The organism is Actinophytocola oryzae, from assembly GCF_004364325.1.
In the GTDB taxonomy this organism is placed as follows: Bacteria; Actinomycetota; Actinomycetes; order Mycobacteriales; family Pseudonocardiaceae; genus Actinophytocola; species Actinophytocola oryzae.
In genome coordinates this window covers 314,846-337,023 of the sequence record NZ_SOCP01000004.1, presented here as the reverse complement: position 1 = coordinate 337,023, position 22,178 = coordinate 314,846, and the positions used below count along the sequence as shown (strand labels likewise).

At 69.6% G+C, this 22,178-nt stretch carries 21 protein-coding genes; 11 read left to right on the top strand and 10 right to left on the bottom strand.

The features are described 5' to 3' along the window. Positions 1–70: 70 nt before the first annotated feature. The gene (locus CLV71_RS12485; RefSeq protein WP_133902867.1) at positions 71–949 is read left to right on the top strand and encodes a LysR family transcriptional regulator; all 879 of its coding nucleotides are present in this window, start codon (positions 71–73) and stop codon (positions 947–949) included. Here the strand turns inward: CLV71_RS12485 and CLV71_RS12480 are convergent. From CLV71_RS12480 to sucC, 9 genes are all read right to left on the bottom strand, one after another. Beyond that, positions 932–2,977, bottom strand: coding sequence for a hypothetical protein (locus CLV71_RS12480; RefSeq protein WP_133902866.1), 2,046 nt, complete (start codon positions 2,975–2,977; stop codon positions 932–934). The genes CLV71_RS12485 and CLV71_RS12480 overlap by 18 nt on opposite strands. After that, positions 2,974–4,116: a 5'-methylthioadenosine/S-adenosylhomocysteine nucleosidase family protein gene (locus CLV71_RS12475; RefSeq protein ID WP_133902865.1), complete on the bottom strand. Its 1,143-nt coding sequence runs from the start codon at positions 4,114–4,116 to the stop codon at positions 2,974–2,976. The genes CLV71_RS12480 and CLV71_RS12475 overlap by 4 nt, the downstream gene beginning before the upstream one ends. Then, entirely contained in the window at positions 4,113–4,844 is a 732-nt protein-coding gene (locus tag CLV71_RS12470; RefSeq protein ID WP_133902864.1) for an NUDIX hydrolase, read from the bottom strand. Before CLV71_RS12470 ends, CLV71_RS12475 begins: the two co-directional genes overlap by 4 nt. Positions 4,845–4,972: 128 nt before the next feature. Next, positions 4,973–5,923: a chitinase gene (locus CLV71_RS12465; protein ID WP_166664062.1), complete on the bottom strand. Its 951-nt coding sequence runs from the start codon at positions 5,921–5,923 to the stop codon at positions 4,973–4,975. Between the two features lie 101 nt (positions 5,924–6,024). Then, on the bottom strand, positions 6,025–7,716 hold the full coding sequence (gene gcl, locus CLV71_RS12460) for a glyoxylate carboligase (RefSeq protein WP_133903251.1): 1,692 nt from the start codon (positions 7,714–7,716) through the stop codon (positions 6,025–6,027). 8 nt (positions 7,717–7,724) lie between these two features. Further along, positions 7,725–8,612: a 2-hydroxy-3-oxopropionate reductase gene (locus CLV71_RS12455; protein WP_133902863.1), complete on the bottom strand. Its 888-nt coding sequence runs from the start codon at positions 8,610–8,612 to the stop codon at positions 7,725–7,727. Beyond that, positions 8,612–9,382, bottom strand: coding sequence for a hydroxypyruvate isomerase family protein (locus CLV71_RS12450; protein WP_133902862.1), 771 nt, complete (start codon positions 9,380–9,382; stop codon positions 8,612–8,614). Before CLV71_RS12450 ends, CLV71_RS12455 begins: the two co-directional genes overlap by 1 nt. Before the next feature lie 9 nt (positions 9,383–9,391). Then, the gene (gene sucD / locus CLV71_RS12445; RefSeq protein WP_133902861.1) at positions 9,392–10,285 is read right to left on the bottom strand and encodes a succinate--CoA ligase subunit alpha; all 894 of its coding nucleotides are present in this window, start codon (positions 10,283–10,285) and stop codon (positions 9,392–9,394) included. A 3-nt stretch (positions 10,286–10,288) separates the two neighbouring features. Continuing rightward, positions 10,289–11,458: an ADP-forming succinate--CoA ligase subunit beta gene (gene sucC / locus CLV71_RS12440; RefSeq protein ID WP_133902860.1), complete on the bottom strand. Its 1,170-nt coding sequence runs from the start codon at positions 11,456–11,458 to the stop codon at positions 10,289–10,291. A gap of 116 nt (positions 11,459–11,574) precedes the next feature. On the opposite strand from sucC, the gene CLV71_RS12435 reads away from it, so the two are divergent. After that, positions 11,575–12,894: an MFS transporter gene (locus CLV71_RS12435; protein WP_166664061.1), complete on the top strand. Its 1,320-nt coding sequence runs from the start codon at positions 11,575–11,577 to the stop codon at positions 12,892–12,894. Between the two features lies 1 nt (position 12,895). Here the strand turns inward: CLV71_RS12435 and CLV71_RS12430 are convergent, their stop codons facing one another. Continuing rightward, complete coding sequence (locus CLV71_RS12430) at positions 12,896–13,840, bottom strand: ABC transporter substrate-binding protein (RefSeq protein WP_133902858.1); 945 nt, start codon at positions 13,838–13,840, stop codon at positions 12,896–12,898. 127 nt (positions 13,841–13,967) lie between these two features. Here CLV71_RS12430 and CLV71_RS12425 point away from each other — a divergent pair, with 127 nt between their 5' ends. From CLV71_RS12425 to CLV71_RS47600, 9 genes are all read left to right on the top strand, one after another. Further along, positions 13,968–14,957, top strand: coding sequence for an ABC transporter permease (locus tag CLV71_RS12425; protein ID WP_243866394.1), 990 nt, complete (start codon positions 13,968–13,970; stop codon positions 14,955–14,957). Between the two features lie 11 nt (positions 14,958–14,968). Beyond that, positions 14,969–15,994 carry a sugar ABC transporter substrate-binding protein gene (locus CLV71_RS12420; RefSeq protein WP_133902856.1) on the top strand — a complete coding sequence of 342 codons (1,026 nt, stop codon included), beginning with the start codon at positions 14,969–14,971 and terminating at the stop codon, positions 15,992–15,994. After that, positions 15,995–17,476 (top strand): sugar ABC transporter ATP-binding protein, encoded by a 1,482-nt coding sequence (locus CLV71_RS12415; protein ID WP_133902855.1) that lies wholly within the window; start codon positions 15,995–15,997, stop codon positions 17,474–17,476. Then, positions 17,473–18,204, top strand: coding sequence for an SDR family NAD(P)-dependent oxidoreductase (locus CLV71_RS12410; RefSeq protein ID WP_133902854.1), 732 nt, complete (start codon positions 17,473–17,475; stop codon positions 18,202–18,204). Before CLV71_RS12415 ends, CLV71_RS12410 begins: the two co-directional genes overlap by 4 nt. 22 nt (positions 18,205–18,226) lie before the next feature. Then, positions 18,227–19,798 carry a thiamine pyrophosphate-binding protein gene (locus CLV71_RS12405; RefSeq protein ID WP_133902853.1) on the top strand — a complete coding sequence of 524 codons (1,572 nt, stop codon included), beginning with the start codon at positions 18,227–18,229 and terminating at the stop codon, positions 19,796–19,798. Positions 19,799–19,925: 127 nt separating this feature from the next. Next, on the top strand, positions 19,926–20,672 hold the full coding sequence (locus tag CLV71_RS12400; RefSeq protein ID WP_133902852.1) for an IclR family transcriptional regulator: 747 nt from the start codon (positions 19,926–19,928) through the stop codon (positions 20,670–20,672). 242 nt (positions 20,673–20,914) lie between these two features. Continuing rightward, positions 20,915–21,655 (top strand): GntR family transcriptional regulator, encoded by a 741-nt coding sequence (locus CLV71_RS12395; RefSeq protein ID WP_133902851.1) that lies wholly within the window; start codon positions 20,915–20,917, stop codon positions 21,653–21,655. A gap of 101 nt (positions 21,656–21,756) precedes the next feature. After that, positions 21,757–21,921 carry a hypothetical protein gene (locus CLV71_RS47605; protein ID WP_166664060.1) on the top strand — a complete coding sequence of 55 codons (165 nt, stop codon included), beginning with the start codon at positions 21,757–21,759 and terminating at the stop codon, positions 21,919–21,921. Positions 21,922–21,999: 78 nt separating this feature from the next. After that, complete coding sequence (locus CLV71_RS47600) at positions 22,000–22,170, top strand: hypothetical protein (RefSeq protein WP_166664059.1); 171 nt, start codon at positions 22,000–22,002, stop codon at positions 22,168–22,170. Positions 22,171–22,178 lie beyond the last annotated feature (8 nt).

The window sequence follows — 22,178 nt, the reverse complement described above, 5'->3', positions numbered from 1 at the left end:
GCGTCCAGCTCACCGCGTTTCCTCACCGAGGTCCAAGACCGGCTGGGTGCAGCGGCGATACCCTGGGAGTATGGATTCACGGGAGCTGCGGTACTTCGTGGCCGTCGCCGAGGAGCTGAACTTCGGCCGGGCCGCGACGCGCCTGGGGATCGCCCAGCCACCGCTGTCCAGGACGATCCAACAGCTGGAGCGACGCCTCGGGGTGACCCTGCTGGCGAGGACGAGCCGCTCGGTAACCCTCACGGAGGCAGGCGAGACGCTGCTGCACGACGGCCGCAGGGCGCTGACGGCCCTCGCGTCGGCCGAGCGGCGGGCCCGGCGTGCGGGCAGCCAACGGCTGGTCCTGACGATGAAGCCGAACAGTGACGCCGGGCTGCTGGAGAAGATCCTGGCCCGCTACGGGTCGGAGGTGGAGCTGAGGATCTGCGGCATCGGCGAACAGGCACCGCTGCTGCGCGACGGACACGCCGACGCGGCGTTGCTGCGCCTCCCCCATGACGACCCGTCGGAGTTCGCGTACGAGGAACTGCTGGTGGAGGGCTCGGTGGCCGTCCTGCCCCGCACGCACCGCCTGGCCGACCGCACGTCCCTGACGATGGCCGACCTGGCGGACGAGCAGCTGCCGCGCTGGCCGGGCAGCCCACCGAACGGCGGCCCCCTGGTGCAGGACAGCGCGCAGCTGATGCAGCTGGTCGCCCTGGGGCGGACGATCGCGCTGCTCCCCCAGTCGACCGAGCAACACCTGCGACCTGACCTGACCTGCGTCCCGGTGACGGACGCACCGACGTCCACGCTGGTGATCGCCTGGCCGGAGGACAGCCGCTCGAAGGCGTTGGCCGCGCTGGTGCAAGCGGCGATGGCTTGCGCAGTGCGGCCAACGGAGACCGGGGCGGCCACGCGGGAGCGCCTCAGCGACGAACGCCGCCGTTCGTCAGGTTCGCGACGGTAGCAACAGCTCCGGGACGGGGTCGAAATCCCTGACTTCCTCAGGCACCGGGGGGCGACCACGGCCGTCCGCGTCACGCTGTAGCCAGCCTTTGCCTTCCGCGGCAATGCCTTCCAGAATGTGCAACGTCGGCAGAAACCCGGCGGCGTCAAGGTTGAGCTCGGAGAACGCCTCCGGGTTCTCGTCGACGTCCGGTGCGTTCTCGTCCACGTCCGGTTCGGGTCTCGCCACGTCGGTGACCCGGATCTTCTGTGCCTTTCCGTTGGTGAGGATCAGCTTCAGCCGGTAGCTCAGGTCGTCCGTCGTGACCACCCCGACGGAGGAGACGGCGTCGAACCGGAAGTTGTGGCGCTCGGTCCGCGTGGTCCTGACACGCTCGAAATCGCACTCGGCCCGGTACTCGCGCACACCATCCTGAGTGATCAGGAACAGCCTCATGTCATAGCGCGAGTAACGCCATGGGAGACCGCTCGTCCGAGCCCTGCGGTAAGACCGTCCAGGCGTCTGCAGGACGGCGTGCACGATGACATCCCGCCAGGCGAGCTTGTGGTACCGAAGTGCCTTGTCGAGCAACATGGTCTTGTCGGAGTTCAGCCACCTCTCCATCTCCGACTCGTTGGGGAGATTCTTCTCGATCTTGCGCCGCCAGCGCTCGTGCTCCGCCACCCTGGCGTCCAGAACCAGGTTGTACTCCATGGAGTCGTCCGCGAACCGGCGTCGTTCGAGAAGGACTCCGGACCACCCGGCGACGGCTGCTCTTCCACAGACGAGCAACACGAACACGGCGGCCGTTCCCCGGACGGGGTCGACATCGGCGGCCGTGACCGCCACCTCCACCACCGCGGGAACAAGAACGGTCACGGACAGCACGAGGCTCAGCTTCGTGACAGTCGGGACGCGCCACTGCTTGCGGTACTCCCGCAAGGTGTCCGCCTTCCACCGCCTTATGAGGTCGCCGACCAGATATTTGATGAGCCATTCGACACGGCCGACACTGATCCGGCTCTCGCCGTAGAGTTCGACGATCTCGTCGCGCAACGCCGCGCGGATGCCTTTGGTCGCGGCCAGCCAACCCTTGATGTCGCTTTTCTCGGCCGCGGCCAGCGCGAAATGATAGGTGATCCTCTGGTGGACCAGATGGGCGAACCAGGCATCGCTGGACGGCTCGGCTCCACGTCGACCCGAATGTGTCCGCTCCCTGGCGCGTAGCTGCCGCTCCCGGTAGCTCCATGCCAACCCGCTGAGGAAACAGACGCCTTCCGCGCCGAGCGCGAGCACGTAGGCGACCACCGGCATCGGCGTCGCACTGGCCAGCACAATCCAGCCGAGGTACGCGGCCGAGACGAGGAAGGGCACGGTCGACGCGATGACCCAGACCAAGTCGGACGGTGTCGTCGAGACTTCCGCCGGCTTGCGGGCGCGCGCCTCGATCGGATCGGGCTCGAAGTACGCCCACGCCCGGTTGACGCGGTTGCCCCGATGCTGCTCCTTCTTGGCGGCGGCCCGCGTGTCGGCCCACCGCTTGTCCTTCGCGCTACCGGTGAGCATGAGGTCCAGATGACGATCGATCAGTTCACGTTGTTCCAACGGCAGGGCTGAGATCGCTTCGAGTGCCGGCCCTGGTTCGGCACCGGTACTGTGCAACCGCTTCAGCAACTCGTCGATCGCCACCAACGCCTGTTTCCACGCGCTTTCCGAGTACCTGTGCAGGAAGTGCGGGAGCTGGTTGAGCTGCTCACGATCCCCCGCGGGGAGATCACGGTAGGCGCGCTTGCTGAGCATGGCCAGCACCCAGTGAAAACGCACCTCGCCATCCTCGAAACCGCCTGCGATGGCGTCGGCGATCAGGTCGCGGGCCTTGCCGGGCACACCGTCCGTCAGGTAGTGCACACCGATCTCGTACTTCTTGTGCGGCGGCGTGTCCGGCAACACCTGGTACACATTGGAGTTGTGCACGTGTTGTGCCTGTATGCCGACGGTGGCGTACGCCTCCGCGGTGTTCTCGGTCTTCGCTTTCTCGCCGTCTGTCATGTCAGCCCCTTGACCGCCGCGATCAGCGTCGCGATCGGCGCCACCAGTTCGGCCACGTCGGCGATGAGTCCATGCAGCCGCTTGAGCGCCAGCACGAACGTGCTCTTCCCCTGCGGGCTGTCCGTGTCCAGTGCCTTGCACGCGATGTCGAGTTCCGCCTCCGCCGCGACGTAGGTCGCGTCGTCCACCTTGCCCGTGGCGTGCTCGCACTTCAGCTGGTCGCGGAACGCCGCCAGGTCCCTGGAGAGGTCCGCCGTGGTCGCCGGCCGCGACGAAACACCCATGTTCACGGTGCTGCCGGAGACGTACTGGGCCTGGATACCGACCTGTCCGGAGTTGTTGGAGTTGCTGACGCTGCCACCGTTTCGGGCCTTGTCGCTCTCGTGCATGTGCCCCCGCTCCTTGATCAGTTCCTCGGCGAGCCGGACGGCGAAGGCCGCCGCGTTGTCCGCCGCCCTGGGTTGCCAGGCGTGGTCCGCCTCTGTCGTCTTGGTGCCGTCAGCCCGGTCACTGATGCCGCGCACGATCGCGACCGGCGCCGCGTTCAGGTGTCCGGCCTGCGCCACACCCGCGCCTTCCATCTCGATCGCCACCGCGTCGTTGTAGTGATCCTGGATCCACTTGGCGTGGTAGGAGATCTTGGAGTTCTGCACGACCTCACCCGCCGCGATGGGCGCGAGGTGCACCTTCGGCACACGGGCGCCGACGGGCAGGTCGCCCATCCATTCACCGGTCCTGGCAAGGTGTGCCGCGAGCTGGCTGATGCCGTGCGCCATCTCCCACACGCGGGGTCGTGCCTTTAGTCCGTCGTCCTCGCTGGTGCCGCCGTGATATCCGTACACGTGCGTCGCCACCACGACGTCGCCCAGCGGGGTGTCCCACAGTGCACCGGCCACGCCGACGAACAACACGGCCACCGGCGAGAACTCTCGTATCGCTCGTTCGGCAAGCACCGCGGAGGCGTGGTTTCCCTTGTTGGTGAAGCCGAGCGCCACCCGGCGGTTCGTACCCTGGATCGTGCCCACCTCGAACCGCGTGCCCGTGTCATGGGTGTGTACGCGAGGATTCACCAGCTTCTGCCGGACAGCCTTGTACTCGAGGTCGAGGGCCGTGAGTATCACCACGATGTCATCTGTCATTGCTCCTCCTCGTCCGCCACAAGTGGGTTGGGCCGAACCAGCGGCGGGTACAGCACCGTTCGCCCGCCGGCCCGGAACAGCCGCGCCGGTCTTCCCTTCGTGGTCCGGCGATCCGTGCTGACGGGCGCGATGAACCCGGCCACGCCCTGGACTTTCCGATAGAAGTTCCGGAGGTCGAGTTCGACGCCCCACACCGCCTCGTAGACCTGCTGCAGTTCCGAGATGGTGAACGTCTCGCCGCAGAACGCGGTGGCAAGCGAGGTGTACTCGAGTTTCGCCCGCGCGCGTTCGACCCCGTCGGCGAGGATCTGGTGATGGTCGAAGGCCAGTTTCATGCCTCCGGACAGGATTCCCGCGACGGGTTCCCAGCACGCGCCGGCCGCGTCGGTACCCGCGACCGGTTCAGGGAGGCTCGGCGCGATGGCCAGGTACGCCACGGAGATGATCCGTCCACGCGGATCCCGGCCGGGTGTTCCGTAGGCACCCAACTGTTCAAGGTGCGGCCGTGTGCCGTGGAGGTTGGCCTCTTCCCGCAGCTCCCGATGAGCAGCGGCCAGTACGTCTTCCTCGGTGTTGTTGAGAAAGCCGCCGGGCAGGGCCAGCTCGCCCAGGTAGGGCTCGATGCCCCGCTCGACCAGCAGGACGTGCAACTTCGACGCGCGCAGCGTCAGGATGACGATATCGACCGCGACCATGACGAGCGGGGGCTTCCACGACTCTTCGGGCATGCGGCCGACTGTATCTTCCTGTCAGATCGACAGGAAGAAAGGTTCCATTGACAAATCAAGGACAAACGCTCGCGGACACGCGAACGGGGTGGCCCGGACCTCGGGCCACCCCGTTCAGGCTCAGCTGATCAGAAACCCGCGGTAACGCGAGTGAAGGCCCACGGCTCCTGGTCGATGCCGCTGCAGTTGGACTGCACGCCGCCGCCAGCGCAAGGACGGTCACGGTTCACGGCCCAGTACGCCAGGCGGCCGAGGCCCTTCGACTTGGCCCAGTCCCGGATGGACGTCCACGTGTCCAGGGACGTCATCTCCTGCTGGTCGGACAGGCCGTTCATGCCGGAGATGCCCACATGGCCGTACGCCTCCGCATCGGACCAGCCGAACGTCGACGCCAGCTTGTTCTTCAGGCCCTCCGCCGCACCCACCGTGTCCGTGTAGATGTCGGCCGAGCCGAAGTCGAACGGCATGATCGTGAAGACGTCGATGCCCGCGTCCAGGGCCTTGGCCTGGTCGATCAGCCTGCCGCCGTAGTAGTTCGGGCCCGTCGTGGTGGTCCCGAACGTCACGATCGTCCTGATCCCGGCGTTGTTCTGCTTCACGATCCTCAGCGCGCCCAGGATGCGGTCCTGCACGGCCTCGTTCTCGAACTCGTCGGTGTTCTCGATGTCGATGTCGATGGCCGACAGGTCGTAGGCGTCGATCACCTGCTGGTACGCGCCCGCCAGCTCCTCGGGGGAGCCGCAGTTCGGGCCCAGCTTGTTGCCGCTCCAACCGCCGAAGGACGGCACGACGTCACCGCCCGCGGCACGGATCTCGTTGATCGTGGCCTCGTCGGGGCCACCGGTCAGACCACGGGAGCCGTCCCACGCCGGTGCGCAACCGCCACCCGACAGGACGAACGCCATCGTGAACGACCGGACCCCCGTCTCCTGCATCACCGACGACGGCGACGGCGGGTCGCCCCAGCCAACGAACAGGTACGGCGCCGCGGGTGACACCGCGGCGGGCGCGGCCGAAGCCACCGGTAGCACAGCGAGACAACAGGCGGCGGCGACCACGCCGGCCAGCAATGACCTCATGACCAAACTCCCCGACCTAGCGAACAGGACGGCGCCAGTGTGGTCTAGACCATAAGTGTCCTCAAGGTCCAGACCACACTTCCCGACGAAAGTAGGGGTGGTCAGTCCCCTGCCGGCGCCAGCTCCGGCACCGGCTCGAACTCCTTGACGGCGTCCAGCGACGCGCCCATCGCCGCGTTGGCCTCCCGTTCGACCATGATCTCCACCAGCACCGGCAGTGACGTCCGCTCCGACTCGTCGTCCGCCCAGGCCAGCGCGGCCCGGATGTCGCCAGGCTGCTCGACCCGCCTCGCCGCGCAGCCGAACGCCTCCATCAGCTTCACGTGGTCGATGCCGCCCTCGCCGTAGTGCAGGTCCACCGCGTAGTTCATGTCGTACGGCAGCTCCGCCTGCCGGATCAGGCCGAGGTACTCGTTGTTGACCATCACGATCACGAACGGGATGTTGTACTGCGCCGCGACGGCGATCTCCTCCATCAGGAACTGGAACGAGTAGTCACCGGCCACGGCCACGACCCGCCTCGACGGGAACGCGCACTTCACGCCCAGCGCGGCAGGCACCTCCCAGCCCAGCGGCCCGGCCTGGCCGCACACCAGGTAGCGCCGGGGCAGGTACGTGTGCTGGAACTGCCCGGACCAGATCTGGTACAGCCCGATGGCCGTGACGAAGGTCGTGTCCTCGCCGTAGTGCTCGTTGATCTCCCGGTAGACACGCGGCGGCTTGATGGGCACGTCGTCGAAGTCGTCCCGCCGCGCCAGCGACCCGCGCAGCGACGCCACCCTGGACGGCCACGAGGACCCCTGTGGCGTGAGGGAACGCGCGGCGGTCGTCATCGCCGACAGTGTCGGCCGGGCGTGGCCCACGATGCCCAGGTCCGGTTCGAAGACCTTGCCCAACTGCGTGGGCTCGATGTCCACGTGGATGAACTTGCGGTCACCCCGGTAGATGTCGAGGTCGCCGGTGTGCCGGTCGCCGAACCTGGCGCCGACCGCCAGCACCACGTCGCTCTCCAGGAAGGCCTGGTTGCCCCAGCGGGTCTGCGTCTGGATGCCCGCCATGCCGGCGAAAAGCTCGTGGTTCTCGGGAAACGCGCCCTTGCCCATCAGGGTGACCTGCACCGGGACGTTCATGGCCTCGGCGAGCGCACGGAGCTCACCGGCCGCGTCCGCGATGATGACGCCGCCGCCGGCCAGGATGAGTGGCCGCTCGGCACCCGCGAGCAGCTCGACCGCGGCACGCACACGCGCGGGATGCGGCTGCGGGACGTCGATGGGCAAGGGCGCGTCGAGTTCGGCGTCATATCGACAAAGTCCCTTTTGGACATCGATCGGCAGGTCGATCAGCACCGGTCCCGGCCTGCCCGACTGCGCGATCCGGAACGCCTCCCGGAACACCCACGGCGCCTGTCCCGGTTCCTTCAGCTGCACGGCCCACTTCGTCACCGGCTTCGCGATCTCGACGATGTCGACCGCCTGGAACGCCTCCTGGTGCAGTTTCGCGCGGGCCGCCTGGCCGGTGATGCAGATCATCGGGATCGAGTCGGCGAGCGCGGTGTACAGACCGGTGATCATGTTGGTGCCGGCAGGACCGGAGGTGCCGATGCACACCCCGACCTTGCCGGTGGCTCGGGACCAGCCGTCCGCCGCGTGGGTGCCGCCCTCCTCGTGCCGCACGGTGATGTGCTTGATGTCGCTCTTCAGCAACGCCGCGTACAGCGGCAGGATCGCCGCACCCGGGATGCCGAACACCGTGTCCACGCCCTCGGACGCCATGACCGCGACAGCGGCCTCCATGCACGGGATCACGCCGCGTCCCCCTTGCCCGACAGGTTCTCCGCGACCTTCAGCAGCGCGGAGTGGTCCAGCTGTCCGTAACCCTGCGCCCTCGCCGACGCGATCAGCGCGGCGACGAGGTTCCCCACCGGCAACGCGACTCCCGCGTCACGTGCCGCGTCGAGGATGATGCCCATGTCCTTGTGGTGCAGGTCGATCCGGAAGCCCGGGCGGAACTCCCTCGCCACCATGGACTTCCGCTTCAGCTCGAGGATCCGGCTGCCCGCGAGCCCACCCGCCAGCACGTCGAGCCCCACCGACGCGTCCAGGCCGGACGCCTCGAGCAACACGATCGCCTCCGCCACCAACGCGTAGGTGCCGCCGACCACCAGCTGGTTGGCCGCCTTGACCGTCTGCCCGGCACCCGCCGGTCCAACGTGGACGATCGTCTTACCCAGCGGCGCGAAGATCGGCTGCGCCGAGGCGAAGTCCTCCTCGCTGCCACCGACCATGATGGACAGCACGCCGTCGATCGCGCCCCGCTCCCCACCGGACACGGGTGCGTCGAGCACCCGGAGCCCCCGGTCCCCACCGACCTGCGCGAGCCGCCGAGCCGTCTCCGGGCGGATCGTGCTCATGTCGATGTACAGGGTGCCGGGCTTGGCGCTGTCGAGGATGCCGCCCTCGCCGAGTGCGACCGCCTCCACCTGCGGGTGGTTCGGCAGCATGGTGATCACCACGTCGGACTCGGCGGCCGCCTGCCCCGCCGAGGACGCGACGTTGCCGCCTGCGGCGGAGAGCCGCTCCAGCGACGAGGTCACCAGGTCGAACCCGATGACCTCGAACCCCGCGTCGAGCAGGTTCGACGCCATCGGGCCGCCCATGATACCGAGCCCGACTATCCCGATCTTCGTCACTACATGGCCTCCAACCAGCCGAAACTGTCCTCGCTCGGCCCGACGGGCCGGTACTCCAGGCCGACCGGCCCCTGGTAGGGGCTGTCGGCCAGCCCGCGCAGGATCGCCCGGTAGTCCAGCTCCCCGGTCCCTGGCTGGCCCCGGCCGGGCACGTCCGCGATCTGGACGTGCCCGAACCGCCCCGCGTGACTCGTGATCAACGAGGGGATGTCCTCGCCCATGCGGGCGAGGTGGTAGAAGTCGGCGAGGAACGCCGTGCCCGGCACCTGGTCCAGCACGTCGAACGCCTGGCGCGACGAGGTGATCGGGTACCTGGCGTTCTCGATGTCGTTCAGCGCCTCGACGACCACGGTCGCGCCGACCCCGCCCGCCGCCTTCGCCGCCAGCGCGAGGTTCTCGAGTGCCAGCTCGGGGTCGGTGTCGTCGGTCGTGTTGCCGTACAGGGCGTTCAGGACCTTGCAGTCGAGCAGGTCCGCGAGACCGACGGCGACGTCGATGTTGTCACGGAACCGCCGGCTCGTCGCCCTCGACGAGAGCAGTCCGCGGTCGCCGGAGGGCATGTGACCCGCGTCGAAGTTGAGGCCCACCAACTGGACGCCCGCGTCGTTGACGGCGGTCACCAGCGCGTCCAGCTCCATGTCGGTCGGTGTGGGACCGTCGAACGGCCACCACATCTCGACCGCGTCGAAGCCGGCACGGGCGGCCGCCGCCGGACGGTCGAGCATGGGCAGCTCGGTGAACAGGATGGAAAGGTTGACGTCGTACCGCATGGCGACCTCTCAGGACACGAACTGCGCCAGGCTCAGCCTGGCCAGCTCGGCGGTTTCCGAAGGAGTCCTGCCCACCGCGACGCCTGCGGCCTCCAGCGCCTCCTTCTTCGCGGCGGCGGTGCCGGACGAGCCGGACACGATGGCGCCCGCGTGGCCCATGGTCTTCCCTTCCGGCGCGGTGAAGCCCGCGACGTAGCCGACGACCGGCTTGGTGACGTACTCCTTCACGAACACGGCCGCGCGTTCCTCCGCGTCGCCGCCGATCTCGCCGATCATGACGATCAGGTCGGTCTGCGGGTCGGCCTCGAACGCGGACAGGGCGTCGATGTGGGTCGTGCCGACGACAGGGTCGCCGCCGATGCCGACGGCGGTCGAGAAGCCGATGTCCCGCAGCTCGTACATCAGCTGGTAGGTAAGGGTTCCCGACTTCGACACGAGCCCGATGCGGCCCGGTCCGGTGATGTCGGCGGGGATGATGCCCGCGTTGGACTTCCCCGGGCTGATCACGCCGGGACAGTTCGGGCCGACGATCCTGGTCCGGTTCCCCGAGGCGACCGCGTGTGCCCAGAAGGACGCCGTGTCGTGGACGGGAATGCCCTCGGTGATCACCACCACGAGCCCGATGGCCGCGTCGACGGCCTCCAGCACCGCGCCCTTCGCGAACCTCGGCGGTACGAACACGACGGTCGTGTCGGCACCCGTCGACGCCATGGCCTCGGCAACGGAGTCGAACACCGGCAACGACCGCCCCGCGATCTCGACGGTCTGGCCGCCCTTGCCGGGAGTGACGCCGCCGACCACCTGGCTGCCCGCGGCGAGCATGCGTGCCGTGTGCTTGCGGCCCTCCGCCCCGGTCATGCCCTGCACGATGATCCTGCTGTCCTCGTTCAGAAACACGGCCATGAGTCAGGCCCCTTTCGCGGCTAGCTCGGCGGCCGTGCGGGCCGCCTCGTCCATGGTGTCCAGGCGGGTCAGGCCGGGAAGCGATGCCTTGTCGAGAATCCGCCGCCCCTCGGCGGCGTTGTTGCCGTCGAGCCGGACGACCACCGGCTTGGTGACCGTGCCGAGCAGCTGGAACGCCTGCACGATCCCGTTCGCCACGGCGTCGCACGCGGTGATGCCGCCGAACACGTTGACGAACACCGACCGCACGTCCGGGTCGGAGAGGATGATGCCCAGGCCGTTGGCCATGATCTCGGCGGACGCGCCACCGCCGATGTCGAGGAAGTTGGCGGGCTTCACGCCGCCGAACTCCTCGCCCGCGTACGCCACGACGTCCAGAGTGGACATGACGAGACCCGCGCCGTTCCCGATGATCCCGACCTGCCCGTCGAGCTTGACGTAGTTGAGCCCCTTGGCCTTCGCCGCCGACTCGAGCGGGTCCTCGGCCTCGGTGTCGACCAGCTCGGCGTGCGCGGGGTGCCGGAAGGCCGCGTTCTCGTCGAGGGTGACCTTCCCGTCGAGCGCGATGATCCTGTCGTCCTCGTCCCGCACCAGCGGGTTCACCTCGACGAGCGTCGCGTCCTCCGCGACGAACGTGTCCCACAGCCTGACCACGACCTCGGCGGCCCGGTCCAGGACCGGCTCCGGGAACCCGCCCGCGGTGAGGATCTCCTTGGCCCTGGCCAGGTCCACACCCTCGTTGGCATCGACGGGCACCCTGGCGAGGGCTTCGGGCCGCTCGGCGGCCAGCTCCTCGATCTCCATGCCGCCCTCCGCGCTCGCCATGGCGAGGAAGGTCCGGTTCGCGCGGTCGAGCAGGAACGAGAAGTAGTACTCCTCGGCGATCGTCGACGCGGGCACGACGAGCAGGCGCCGCACGGTGTGGCCCCTGATGTCCAGCCCGAGGATGGCCGCGGCCTTGACCTCCGCGTCGTCGGCGTCCTTCGCGAGCTTGACCCCGCCTGCCTTGCCCCGGCCGCCGGTCTTCACCTGAGCCTTGATCACCACCGGCACCCCGTAGTCGGCGGCGGCGTCCCATGCGTCAGAGGGGTGGGTGACCACCCGCTGACGTGGCCCCACGGGCACTCCGTGCGCCGCGAACAGGTCCTTCGCCTGGTACTCGTACAGGTCCACGCGCCTGCCCTTCCGTATCCATGACCCGCTTTTTCGCGGAGAAAGACTGTGACCGTCGCCACCATGTGTTGTAGACTGTATGCAGTATGGAACCGGTTGTCCAGAGAGGGGTCGCTGTGACGAGCACCATTGACTTCCTCGGCCGCCGCTTCGAAGTCGGGCCGACCGACGACGAGCTGCTCGGCCGCCCCCGAACGTGGATGCTCCGCGCCTGCTGGGCGGCGATGGCCGCGATCGGGATCCTGCAGTACGGCTTCGGCTCGCTGGTCCCGTCGCTGGTGGACCGGGGCTGGACGCCGCTGACGGTGTTCTGGCTACTGGCGACGTGGACGGTGTTCCAGGCGGTGGCGGGCTTCCCGGTCGCCTACCTCCGGGAACGCGGCCGGATCGCCCCGCGCACCGCCATGGTCGCCGGCGCGGTCCTGCTGCCCCTCGGCCCGCTCTCGCTGGCGCAGGGGTCGGAGATCCTTGCCCTGCTGGGTTACTCGGTGCTGAGCGGCACCGGCGCGGGCATCGTGTACGCGACGTGCTCGTCGACGGTCGCGAAGTGGTACCCGGAACGGCAGGCGGCGAAGGTGAGCCTGGCGACGGGTGCGTTCGCCTACGGCTCGGTCCCCTTCGCGATCGCGTTCCTGCTCGGCCCACCGACCCCGATGCTGACGATCACCGCGGTGGTGGTCCTGGTGGTGGTCCTCGCGGCCGGCGCGATCGTGGCCGACCCGCCCGCCCACTGGTGGCCGCCGCACGTCGACCCGCGTGAGTGGATGCTGGACCGCACCAAGTCACCGGTGACCGCGGTGCGGCAGTACTCCCCGCGCGAGGCCATGCGCACCGGCGTGGCGCCGCTGATGTACCTGATCCTGTTCATCGCGAGCGCGGTGTCGCTGTTCGACATCACGTTCCTCGCGACGATGGGTGCGAGCATCGACGCGGCGGTCGTCGTGGTGGCGGTCGGCACCGGGGTGCTGCTGGCGGCCAACGGCGCGGGCCGTGCGCTGGCCATCCGCGTGTCCGACCGGGTCGGCAGGGCGAGGACCCTGGCGTGGGTTCTGGCCACCCTCGGCCTCGGACAGCTGTTCCTGGCGAGCGCGGCGAACACGGAGTCGCCTGCCATGCTGGTCTTCGCGACGGTGCTCGCCGGGGTCGGCGGCGGCGCGTTCTACCCGCTGTTCGCCTCCCTGGTAAGGGAGTTCTTCGGCGACCAGAGCGCGGGCGCCCGGCGCACCCACGCGGCTGTCTACAGTGCCAAGGCCTTCGGTGGTGTCCTCGGGGTCGGCGTGGCGGCGGCCGTGCTCCCGTCCTGGGGCTACCCGCCGGTGCTGCTGCTCGCGTGCGCGCTGGCCCTGGCGTCGGCCGCGCTGTGCGTGAAACTCCGCCAACCCGGCCGCTTCCTGCCAGGCGTGCCACCCCAGCGCGTCGCGGCGCCCGGCTCCTGAGCTACGGCAGCAGATCGTCGATGTCGGGCTTGCTCGGGAGGATCCGCTCCTGCTGGGCAAGCTCGGCCATCGCCTCGACGGAGTCCCTGTTGATCTCGGACGGCCACTTGGGGAGCACCAGGTTCGGGATCAGCGCGCCACTGATCTTCGTGTAGCTCGGCAGGATCGCGCGGACCTCGTCGGGGTGGGCGTCCGCGTAGGCCAGGGACTCGTTCATGGCGTCGGTGAAACGGCGGACCAGGTCGGGGTTCTCGGCGGCCAGCTGCTTGGACGTGAAGTACATCGCCACGCAGAGGTCGGGGGCGATGTCCACGTAGCTCGACGCCAGCGCACGGCCGCCCTGCGACAACACGGTCTGCTGGAACGGCTCCACCACGAACACCGCGTCGGCGCGGCCGTCCGCCAGCGCGGGCGGCATCTCCGGGAAGCCCAGCTTCACGAACTCGATGGAGTTCGGGTCTATGCCGGCCTTCTGCGCGGAGGCGCGGACGGCCAGCTCCACGACGTTCTGGAACGTGTTGACCGCGACCTTCTTGCCTGCCAGGTCGGCGACCGACTGGATGGGCCCGTCGTCCTTCACCATCAGGGCACCGAAGTCGGCGCCGTCCGCGCCGGTCGAGTTGGTGCCGTTGCTGACGGCCTTCACCGGCAAGCCCTGCGCCTGAGCCAAAAGCAGCGTGACCACATTGCTGAAGCCGAACTGCTGGCTGCCGTTCAGGACGGACGGTACCGTCTCCGTGCCACCCTCTGCCGGTTGCAGGCTCAGGTTGATGCCGCGCTTCTCGAAGAAGCCCTTCTCCCTGCCGAGGTAGATCGGCGCGACGTCGAGGATCGAGATCAGGCCGACCTTCACGTCGTCCGGCTGCCCCGGCGCCGACGGCTCGGACGTGCCGCAACCCGGCAGCACGGCAAGGAATGCCAGCAGGACAGCAACAGGACGTCGCATCACCGAGACTCCAATGTTCGTTGCCGAACGCTAGGGCCATTCGCGGCAAGCCGTCAACCGGGCGCGTTTCACTGAGCGAAACGGCCGCCTTGTCGCAGGATCGGACATACGAACAGCATTCACAACCGTGCCAAGCAATTCCGCCCTGCCCCGAAACCTCGCCGGCCGGCTCCTCCTGGTCGACGAGCTGGGTGTGATCGCGGCGCTCGTCGCGCTCGTCGGCGTGGTCGGGGCCTTCCACCCCGCCTTCCTCGACCCGGCACAGCTCGTCGACGTCGTCGAACAGGCCGCCTTCGTCGGGATCCTCGCCTGCGGCATGACCTACCTGCTCGCCATGCGGGAGCTGGACCTGTCCGTGGGTTCCACGTACGCGCTGTCCATCGTCGGCGCCGCGATTCTCATACAGAACGGCCTGAACCCCTGGCTGGGCGCGGCGGGCGGGGTCGTCATCGGCGCGGTGCTGGGCACCGTCAACGGGATCGTCGGCGAGGCCGTCAGGATTCCGTCGATCATCACCACCCTCGGCACGCTGTCGCTCTACCGGGGGCTCGCACTCGCCATCAGCGACGGCAAGAACGTCGCGGACCTGCCACGCACGCACGACTTCTTCACGGTCGTCGGCGGCGACCTGCTCGGTGTGCCGGTTCCCGTGTGGGTACTGGTGCTCGTCGCACTGACGCTCACGGTCGTGTTGCGCCGCACCAGGTTCGGCACGACCGTGCGGGCCATCGGGTCGAACCCCGAGGCGGCACGCTTCTCCGGGATCTCCCTGCCACGCACCAGGATCAAGGTGCTCGCCCTGTCCGGGGCACTCGCCGGGCTGTCCGGCATGCTCACGCTCGCCTTCTTCGCGTCCGGCGACCCCACCATCGGCGGCGGCTACGAGCTGCAGGCCATCGCCGCCGCGATCATCGGCGGCACGCCGCTGCGCGGCGGGTCCGGCACCGTGTGGGGCTCGGTGCTCGGCGCGGTCATCCTCGGCACCGTCGCGAGTGGACTCGTGTACTTCGGCGTGCCCATCAACTGGAACCTCTTCGCGACCGGCGTGGTCATCCTGCTGGCCGTGGCGATGGACAGCCTCCTGCGCCGCAGGCGGGCGGCGACCGGCTTCCTGTGAGGAGAGAACACGTGCGGATACCGGTGATCGTGGCGGTCGTCCTGGTGATCGCGGGGTGCGGGGCGTCCTCCGGCACGGGGGACGGCGCGCAGCTCGGCTTCGCGGTGGCCACCACCAGCGAGGACTTCGCCCAGCAGATGGCGGACGGCGGCAGGTACGCGGCGTCGAGGTTCGACGGGGTGGAGCTGAGGGTCAGCGGGCCGCCGGGCGTCGACGGGCCCGCGGAGGTGAAGCTGTTGGCTGACCTCGGCCGCACGGCCACCGACGGGATCGCGGTCGAGAACCTCGCGCCGGACCTGTTCGTGCGGCCCATGGCCGACCTCGCGAGGAAGGACATCCCGCTCGTGGCCGTCGACACCGTGCCGCTCGACGGCAGCGACGTCGAGACCTATGTCGGCAACGACAACACCGGCATCGGGAGGATGCTGGCGGAGGAGGCGATCCGCCTGCTCGGGAGGGACGCGAAGGGCACCGTGGTCGTCGGCACGACCGTGCCGGGCGTGCCGGTGCTCGACCAGCGCGCACGGGGCATCAAGGAGGCGTTCGCCGAGGAGCTGCCCGGTGTCGAGGTGCTCGGGCCGTTCGAGACGAAGATCGAGCCGACCCTGAACTTCGGCATCTGGAACGGCCTGGTGAAGGCGAACCCGAACGCGCTCGCCTTCCTCGGCACCGGCGACCAGGACAGCTACAACCTCGCGAAGATCAAACAGGAGAACAAGGGCACGTACCTGACCGCGGGCTTCGACCTCAACGCGGCGACCCTGCGGGCGGTCAGGGACGGCACGAACTTCGCCACCCTCTCCCCCGAGCACTTCATGAAGGGCGCGGTCGCGATCCGCCTGCTCGCGGAGGCGGCCACCCAGGACAAGGAGCTGCCCAGGGGCTGGATCGACTCGGGCGCGTTGCTCGTGACCAAGGACAACGTGGACGAGGTCATCGCACGGCAGGACTCCGTGGACGAGTGGTTCGGCCCGAGGCTCGACGACTTCTTCGCCGACCTCGACTCGCACCTGCGCCCGCTGAGGGAAGCGAGCTAGGTGTACCGGGCGGAGGGCGTCAAGAAGCACTTCGGCGGGGTCGCGGCGCTGCGGGGCGTCGACTTCACGCTCGAACGGGGCTCGGTGCACGCACTGCTCGGGGAGAACGGCGCGGGCAAGTCCACACTGGTGCGGATCATGGCAGGCGCGCTCGTACCGGACGTCGGCAACCTCGTCCTCGACGACAGGCCCGTGTCCTTCACCGGTACGAGGCAGGCCGCGCGGATGGGTGTCGCCGTGGTCTCCCAGGAGCTGAACGTGTTCCCGGACCTCGACGTCCTCGCCAACCTGTTCCTCGCGAAGGAACCGAGGCGCGGCCCGTTCGTGGACCGGGCCGAGATGAGAAGGCGCGCGGCACCCGTGCTGGCGGAGCTGGAGTTCGACCGTCCACTTCGGACGAGGGTCGGCGAGCTGACACTGGCCGAGCGCCAGCTCGTCGAGATCGCGCGGGCGCTGCTCGACGAGCCCGCCGTCCTGATCCTCGACGAGCCGACCTCCGCGCTGCCCGTCGACCGGGCCGCGCACCTGCTCACGATCGTCGACCGGCTGCGCAGGCGCGGCGTCGCGGTGCTCTACGTGTCACACCTGCTCGCCGAGGTGATGCTGGTCGCGGACCGGGTCACCGTGTTGCGGGACGGTCAGGTCGTGCTCACCGAGCCACGGGACGGCCTGGCGGTCAGGGATGTCGTGACCGCGATGGTCGGCTCGGCCGCCGAACGACCGAGGATCGCGCGCCCCGGACGCGGCACGCGACTCGGGCTGGTGATGGAGGAGCTGACCGTGCCAGGGGTGCTCGACGACGTCACGCTGACCGCGAGGCGGGGCGAGATCGTCGGCTGCGCGGGGAAGGCCGGGTCCGGTCACTCCGGCGTGCTCGAGGTGGTCAGCGGGCTGCGCAGGCTCTCGCGCGGCCGGGTGCGGCTGCCGTCCGGACACAGCCCGCGCAACCTGCGTGACGCCGTACGCAACGGCGTGGCACTCGTCCCCGGCGACCGCGCGCGGCTCGGGCTCATGCTCGACAAACCACTGTGGGACAACATGAGCCAGGTCAGTTCCGGCGTGCTCGGCCGATACGGGCCGGTCCCCGGCAGGCGCAGGCTCGTCGCCGCCGCGGAACAGCTGGTGCGGCGCCTGCGAATCCGGGCGGACTCGGTGCACTCGCCCGTCGGCAGGCTCTCCGGCGGCAACCAGCAGAAGGTCGTGTTCGCGAAGTGGCTCGCCGCCGAGCCGGACGTCGTGCTGCTCGACGACCCCACCCGAGGCGTCGACGTCGGCGCCAAGGCGGACATGCACGAGATCGTGCGTGAGCTGGCCGCCGCGGGCCGCGTGGTGCTGATCAGCTCGACCGACCCGGACGAGCTGGTGGAGCTGTGCGACCGGGTCGCGGTCTTCCACAGAGGACGCCTGTGCGTGGAGCTGACCGGACGGGACCTGACACAGGAGACCTTGTTGCACGCGATGGCGACGGGAGAGACGCCATGACGGTGGCCGTTGTCAGCGGCGCGGCGAGCGGGCTGGGACAGGCGTTCGCCGCGGCACTCGCCGGGGCCGGGTACCGGGTCGCGGGCCTGGACGTCGCCGACCTCGGCGAGACCGGCGCGCTGGTCGAGGCCGAGGGCGGGGAGCTGCTGCGCGTCGAGTGCGACGTGCGGGACCAGGAGTCCGTCGACGCCGCGGTCGACGAGGTGGTGACGGAGTACGGCGCGCTGCACGTGCTCGTCAACAACGCCGGTGTCTACCCGCAGCTCCCGTTCGAGGAGACCACGCTCGCGGACTGGCAGCGGATCATGCGGGTGAACCTCGACGGGCCCTTCCTGCTGACCAGGGCGGCGCTGCCCCACCTGCGTGCGGCGGGATGGGGCCGGATCGTGAACATCGTGTCGGCGGTCGTGTTCCTCGGCCCACCCGAGCTGGTGGCGTACACGACGTCCAAGGCGGGGCTGGTCGGCTTCACGCGTGCGCTCGCCACGGAGCTGGGCCCGGCGAACATCACGGTCAACGCCATCGCGCCGGGGCTCACGCGCACGGCGACCTCGGCACGGACGACCGGCGCCGACGGCGGGTTCGAGCGGGTGCGGGACCTCCAGTGCGTACCCAGAATCGAGGAGCCGCGGGACCTGGTGTCGACGCTGCTCTACGTGTGCGACCGGGGCAGCGGCTTCCTGACCGGACAGACGATCAACGTCGACGGCGGCTCGGCGAAGCACTGAGGCCGGGGCGGGAGGGGTTGGCATGACACCGATGGACGCGCTGCTGGAGATCCTGCGGGACGAGGGCGTGACCAGGATCTTCGGCAACCCCGGCACGACGGAGCTGCCGCTGCTCGACGCGCTCACGAAGGCACCCGACCTCGAGTACGTGCTGGCGGTGCAGGAGGCGTCGGCGGTCGCGATGGCCGACGGGTACGCCCGCGCGACCGGGCGGCCCGCGTTCGTCAGCCTCCACATCGCGGCAGGGCTCGCGAACGGGCTGATCGGACTGCTCAACGCGAAGCGGTCGCGTACTCCCCTGGTCGTCGCGGCCGGGCAGCAGGACCGGCGCCACCTCGTCGAGGACCCGATGCTCGGCGGCGACCTCGTCGGGCTCGCACGGGCGGCGAGCAAGCAGGCCGTCGAGGTGACACACGCGCGTGACCTGCCGATCGTGCTGCGGCGGGCGTTCGCGCTGGCCGCCCAGCCGCCCGAGGGGCCGGTGTTCGTGGCCGTCCCGATGGACCTGCTGCGTGAGGACGTCGAGGTCGAGGTGCCGCCCAGGACGCCGGTCGCCCCGCTCGGGGCGGCCACCCGGCTCGACGAGGCGGCCCGGCTCCTCGCCGGTGCGTCGGCACCCGCGATCGTCGCGGGAGACGGGGTCGGGCGCGACGACGCGGTGGCGGAGCTGGTCGCGCTGGCCGAGCGGCTGGACGCGCTCGTCTACCACCACCCGATGCACGATCGGCTGAACTTCCCGTTCACCCATCCGTTGCACCGGGGCATGATCCCGCCACGGAACGCGTCCGTCCGTGAGGCGTTGACCGGGCACGACGTCGTGTTCGTCGTGGGCGCGCACGCGTTCTCCCCCCACCACTACACGCCGGGCTCCCCCATCCCGTCCGGGACGCGCGTGATGCAGCTGGACGACGACGCGACCGAGCTGGGCCGCAACTTCCCGGTCGAGCTGGGTCTGGTGGGTGGCATCCGGGCGACGCTGGCGGAGCTGGTGGCGCTGAGCGGGTTCGTCACGCCGCGGGGCGGGGCGCCCGTGTCCCAGCCGCGCCCGGTCACCTCGGCGCCCTCCCCGGTGCCGCTGGACCCCGCGGTCGCGGCACGGGCCATCGCCGCCGGACTGCCGCCGGACGCGGTGGTGCTCGACGAGGCCATCACGGTCGGGATCCACCTGCGGCCGCTGCTGAGGCTGGACCGGCCGGGCTCGTTCGTGCACACGGTCGGCGGCGGCCTCGGGTGGGGCGTCGGCGGCGCGGTCGGGACGCGGATGGCGCAGGAGCGGCCGGTGGTCGCGGTGCTGGGCGACGGGTGCGCGATGTTCGGGCTGCAGGGGCTGTGGAGCGCGGCGCGCTACCAGGTGCCCGTGCTGTTCCTGGTCATGAACAACGGCGAGTACCGGACGCTGAAGGACACGCTCGCCGAGTCGTACGGCCCCGGCCCGCACCCCGGCCTCGATCTCGGTGGCCGCGACTGGACGAAGGCGGCGGAGTTCTTCGGCGTGGCCGCCCGGCGGGCCACCGACGACGCGGACCTGCGGGTGCTGGTCGCGTCGGTCGGCTCACTGACAGCACCGCTACTGGTGGACGTCCCACTGCACTGAAGGACGCCTTCATAACACCCGGCGCACCGAAGGACGCCTTCGTAACGCCCAGCGCACCGAAGGACGCCTTCGGTGCACCAGGGGCACCGCCATTGCCGACGCGTCGTGGGGCGGCCATGATCGGACCATGGCCGAACCGCCGCCGAAGTCGGTACTGGCACGTGGGTTGTCCCTGCTGGGTGCGTTCGGCGCGACGGACGTCGAGCTGACGCTCGCGCAGCTGTCCGCGCGGACCGGCCTGCCGAAGCCGACAGCGCACCGGCTGGTGGCGGAGCTGGTGTCGTGGGGCGGCCTGGAGCGCACCGAGGGCGGATACCGGCTGGGCATGACGCTGTTCGTGCTCGGCCAGCGGGTGCCGAGGCAGCGGAGCCTGCGCGACGCGGCCCTGCCGTACCTGGAGGACCTCTACGAGGCCACCCACGAGAACATCCACCTGACGGTCTTCGACGCCACGGACACCCTCTTCCTGGAGAAGGTGACCGGCAGGCGGTCGATGCCGATCGTCTCGCGGGTGGGTGGCAGGCTCCCGGCGCACGCCACGGCGAGCGGCAAGGTCTTCCTGGCCCTCGGGCCGCCGTCGTACCTGCGGCGGGTCGTCGACGCCGGCCTGACCCGCCTCACGGCGCGGACGGTCGTCATGCCCGGGTTGCTCAGGCAGGACCTCGCGAGGACCGTGGCACGCGGCTACGGCATCAACCGCGAGGAGTCGGAGACGGGCGTGGTGGCGGTGGCGGCCCCGGTCCACGACCACCGCAGGCGGGTCATCGCGGCGGTGTCCATCGCGGGCTCGGCCCACCGGCTGGACCTGGAGCGCCTCGCGCCCGCGGTGCGTACCGCGGCGCTGGCCCTCTCCCGTGAGATGGCGTCGCGATAGCTGAAGTTTTCTCACGAATGACCGTCAAATCCGAATGAGTACTTGACAATCTCGAGAAACGCTCGCGTGAAGTTGTGATCTGAACCTCATACCGGGTATCTATTGGGCCAGTGGCCCTGGTCACTGACTGTGAATGCGCTCACGAGTGCCGCGAAACGGACATGGCGAACTGTATGCTGTAGGCAGTCGACAGGAATCCTGGGCGACACAGCAGGAACGAAACCCACCTCGTTGGAGACACCATGCAGGAGTTGCCGAAGGAGCTGGCGGCTCGCCGGATCGATCGGCCGGTGCCCCTGCGTGAGCACGTCTACCAGGCCATGCAGGAGCTCATCATCTCGCGGCGGCTGGCTCCGGGCCAGCACCTCGTCGAGAGCGAGCTGGCGCAGATGCTCGGTGTGTCGCGCCAGCCCGTGCGCGAGGCGCTCCAGTGGCTCAACAACGAGGGCTGGGTGGACCTCCGTCCCGGCTACGGCGCGTTCGTGCACCAGCCGACGCCGGACGAGGCCGACGAGCTGCTCGCCGTGCGGTCGCTGCTCGAGAGCGAGTCCGCGCGCCTCGCCGCGCTCCACGCCGACGAGGAGGGCATCGCCCGCCTGCGTGACCTGAACAAGCAGGGCATGGACGCGGTGGCCGCCGACGACGTGGACACCGCGGTGTCCCTCAACGCGGCCGTGCACCGCTGTGTGACCGAGCTGTCCGGGAACAAGGTGCTGCTCGACTTCGCGACCCAGGTCGACCGCAGGGTCCGCTGGTACTACACGCCGATCGCCCGCCAGCGCGGCAAGCAGTCCTGGCAGGAGCACGCGCGGCTGATCGACGCGATCGAGAACCGGGACGCGGAGGCCGCGGCCCGGATCATGAAGGAACACACCGAGCGGACGCGGAAGTCCTACCTCGAACAGCGCGACGCGGAGGGTGAGCAGGAGCAGGTCATCGAGCTCCCGGCCCGCCGCCGTCGCAGGACGCCCAACAAAGGCTGAGCTCTCCCCTTCCCCACAGCGGGTTCCGCCCGCTTGAGCGACCCCGGCCGCAGTGACGCGACCCTGGGTCCACCGATGCTGCCCGCGAGGAGGTGAAGTAGATGCGAAACTGGTTGCTGTCACTGCGTGGTTTCAACGCCGACGGCCGGGCCCTGGGTCTCGGGCTGGCCGCCGCGATGGAGAAGCAGCGCGCGGAGGCCGGCCGCGAGGTGGAGAAGTACCTGCGTGAGCAGTCCACCGATCGTGTGACGCCCGCCTCTGTCTAAGGCTCCCCGGAATGGGGAATCCCGTCCACGTGGTTGAAGCGAACGGGAACTCGTTCCCTTGTTCAGGAGGTGAACCGCATGCGTAGGTGGCTACGGTCGCTCACGAACTCACCACGAGGTTTCGCGGCGGACGGCCGCAGGCTCGGCCTGGGGCTCGCGCTCGCGATGGAGAAGCAACGCCAGGCCTCGACCCAGGCGGTCGAGGACTACCTGCGCGAGCAGCCGCGCGCCGACAAGGCAGCGGTCTGACACAGTAG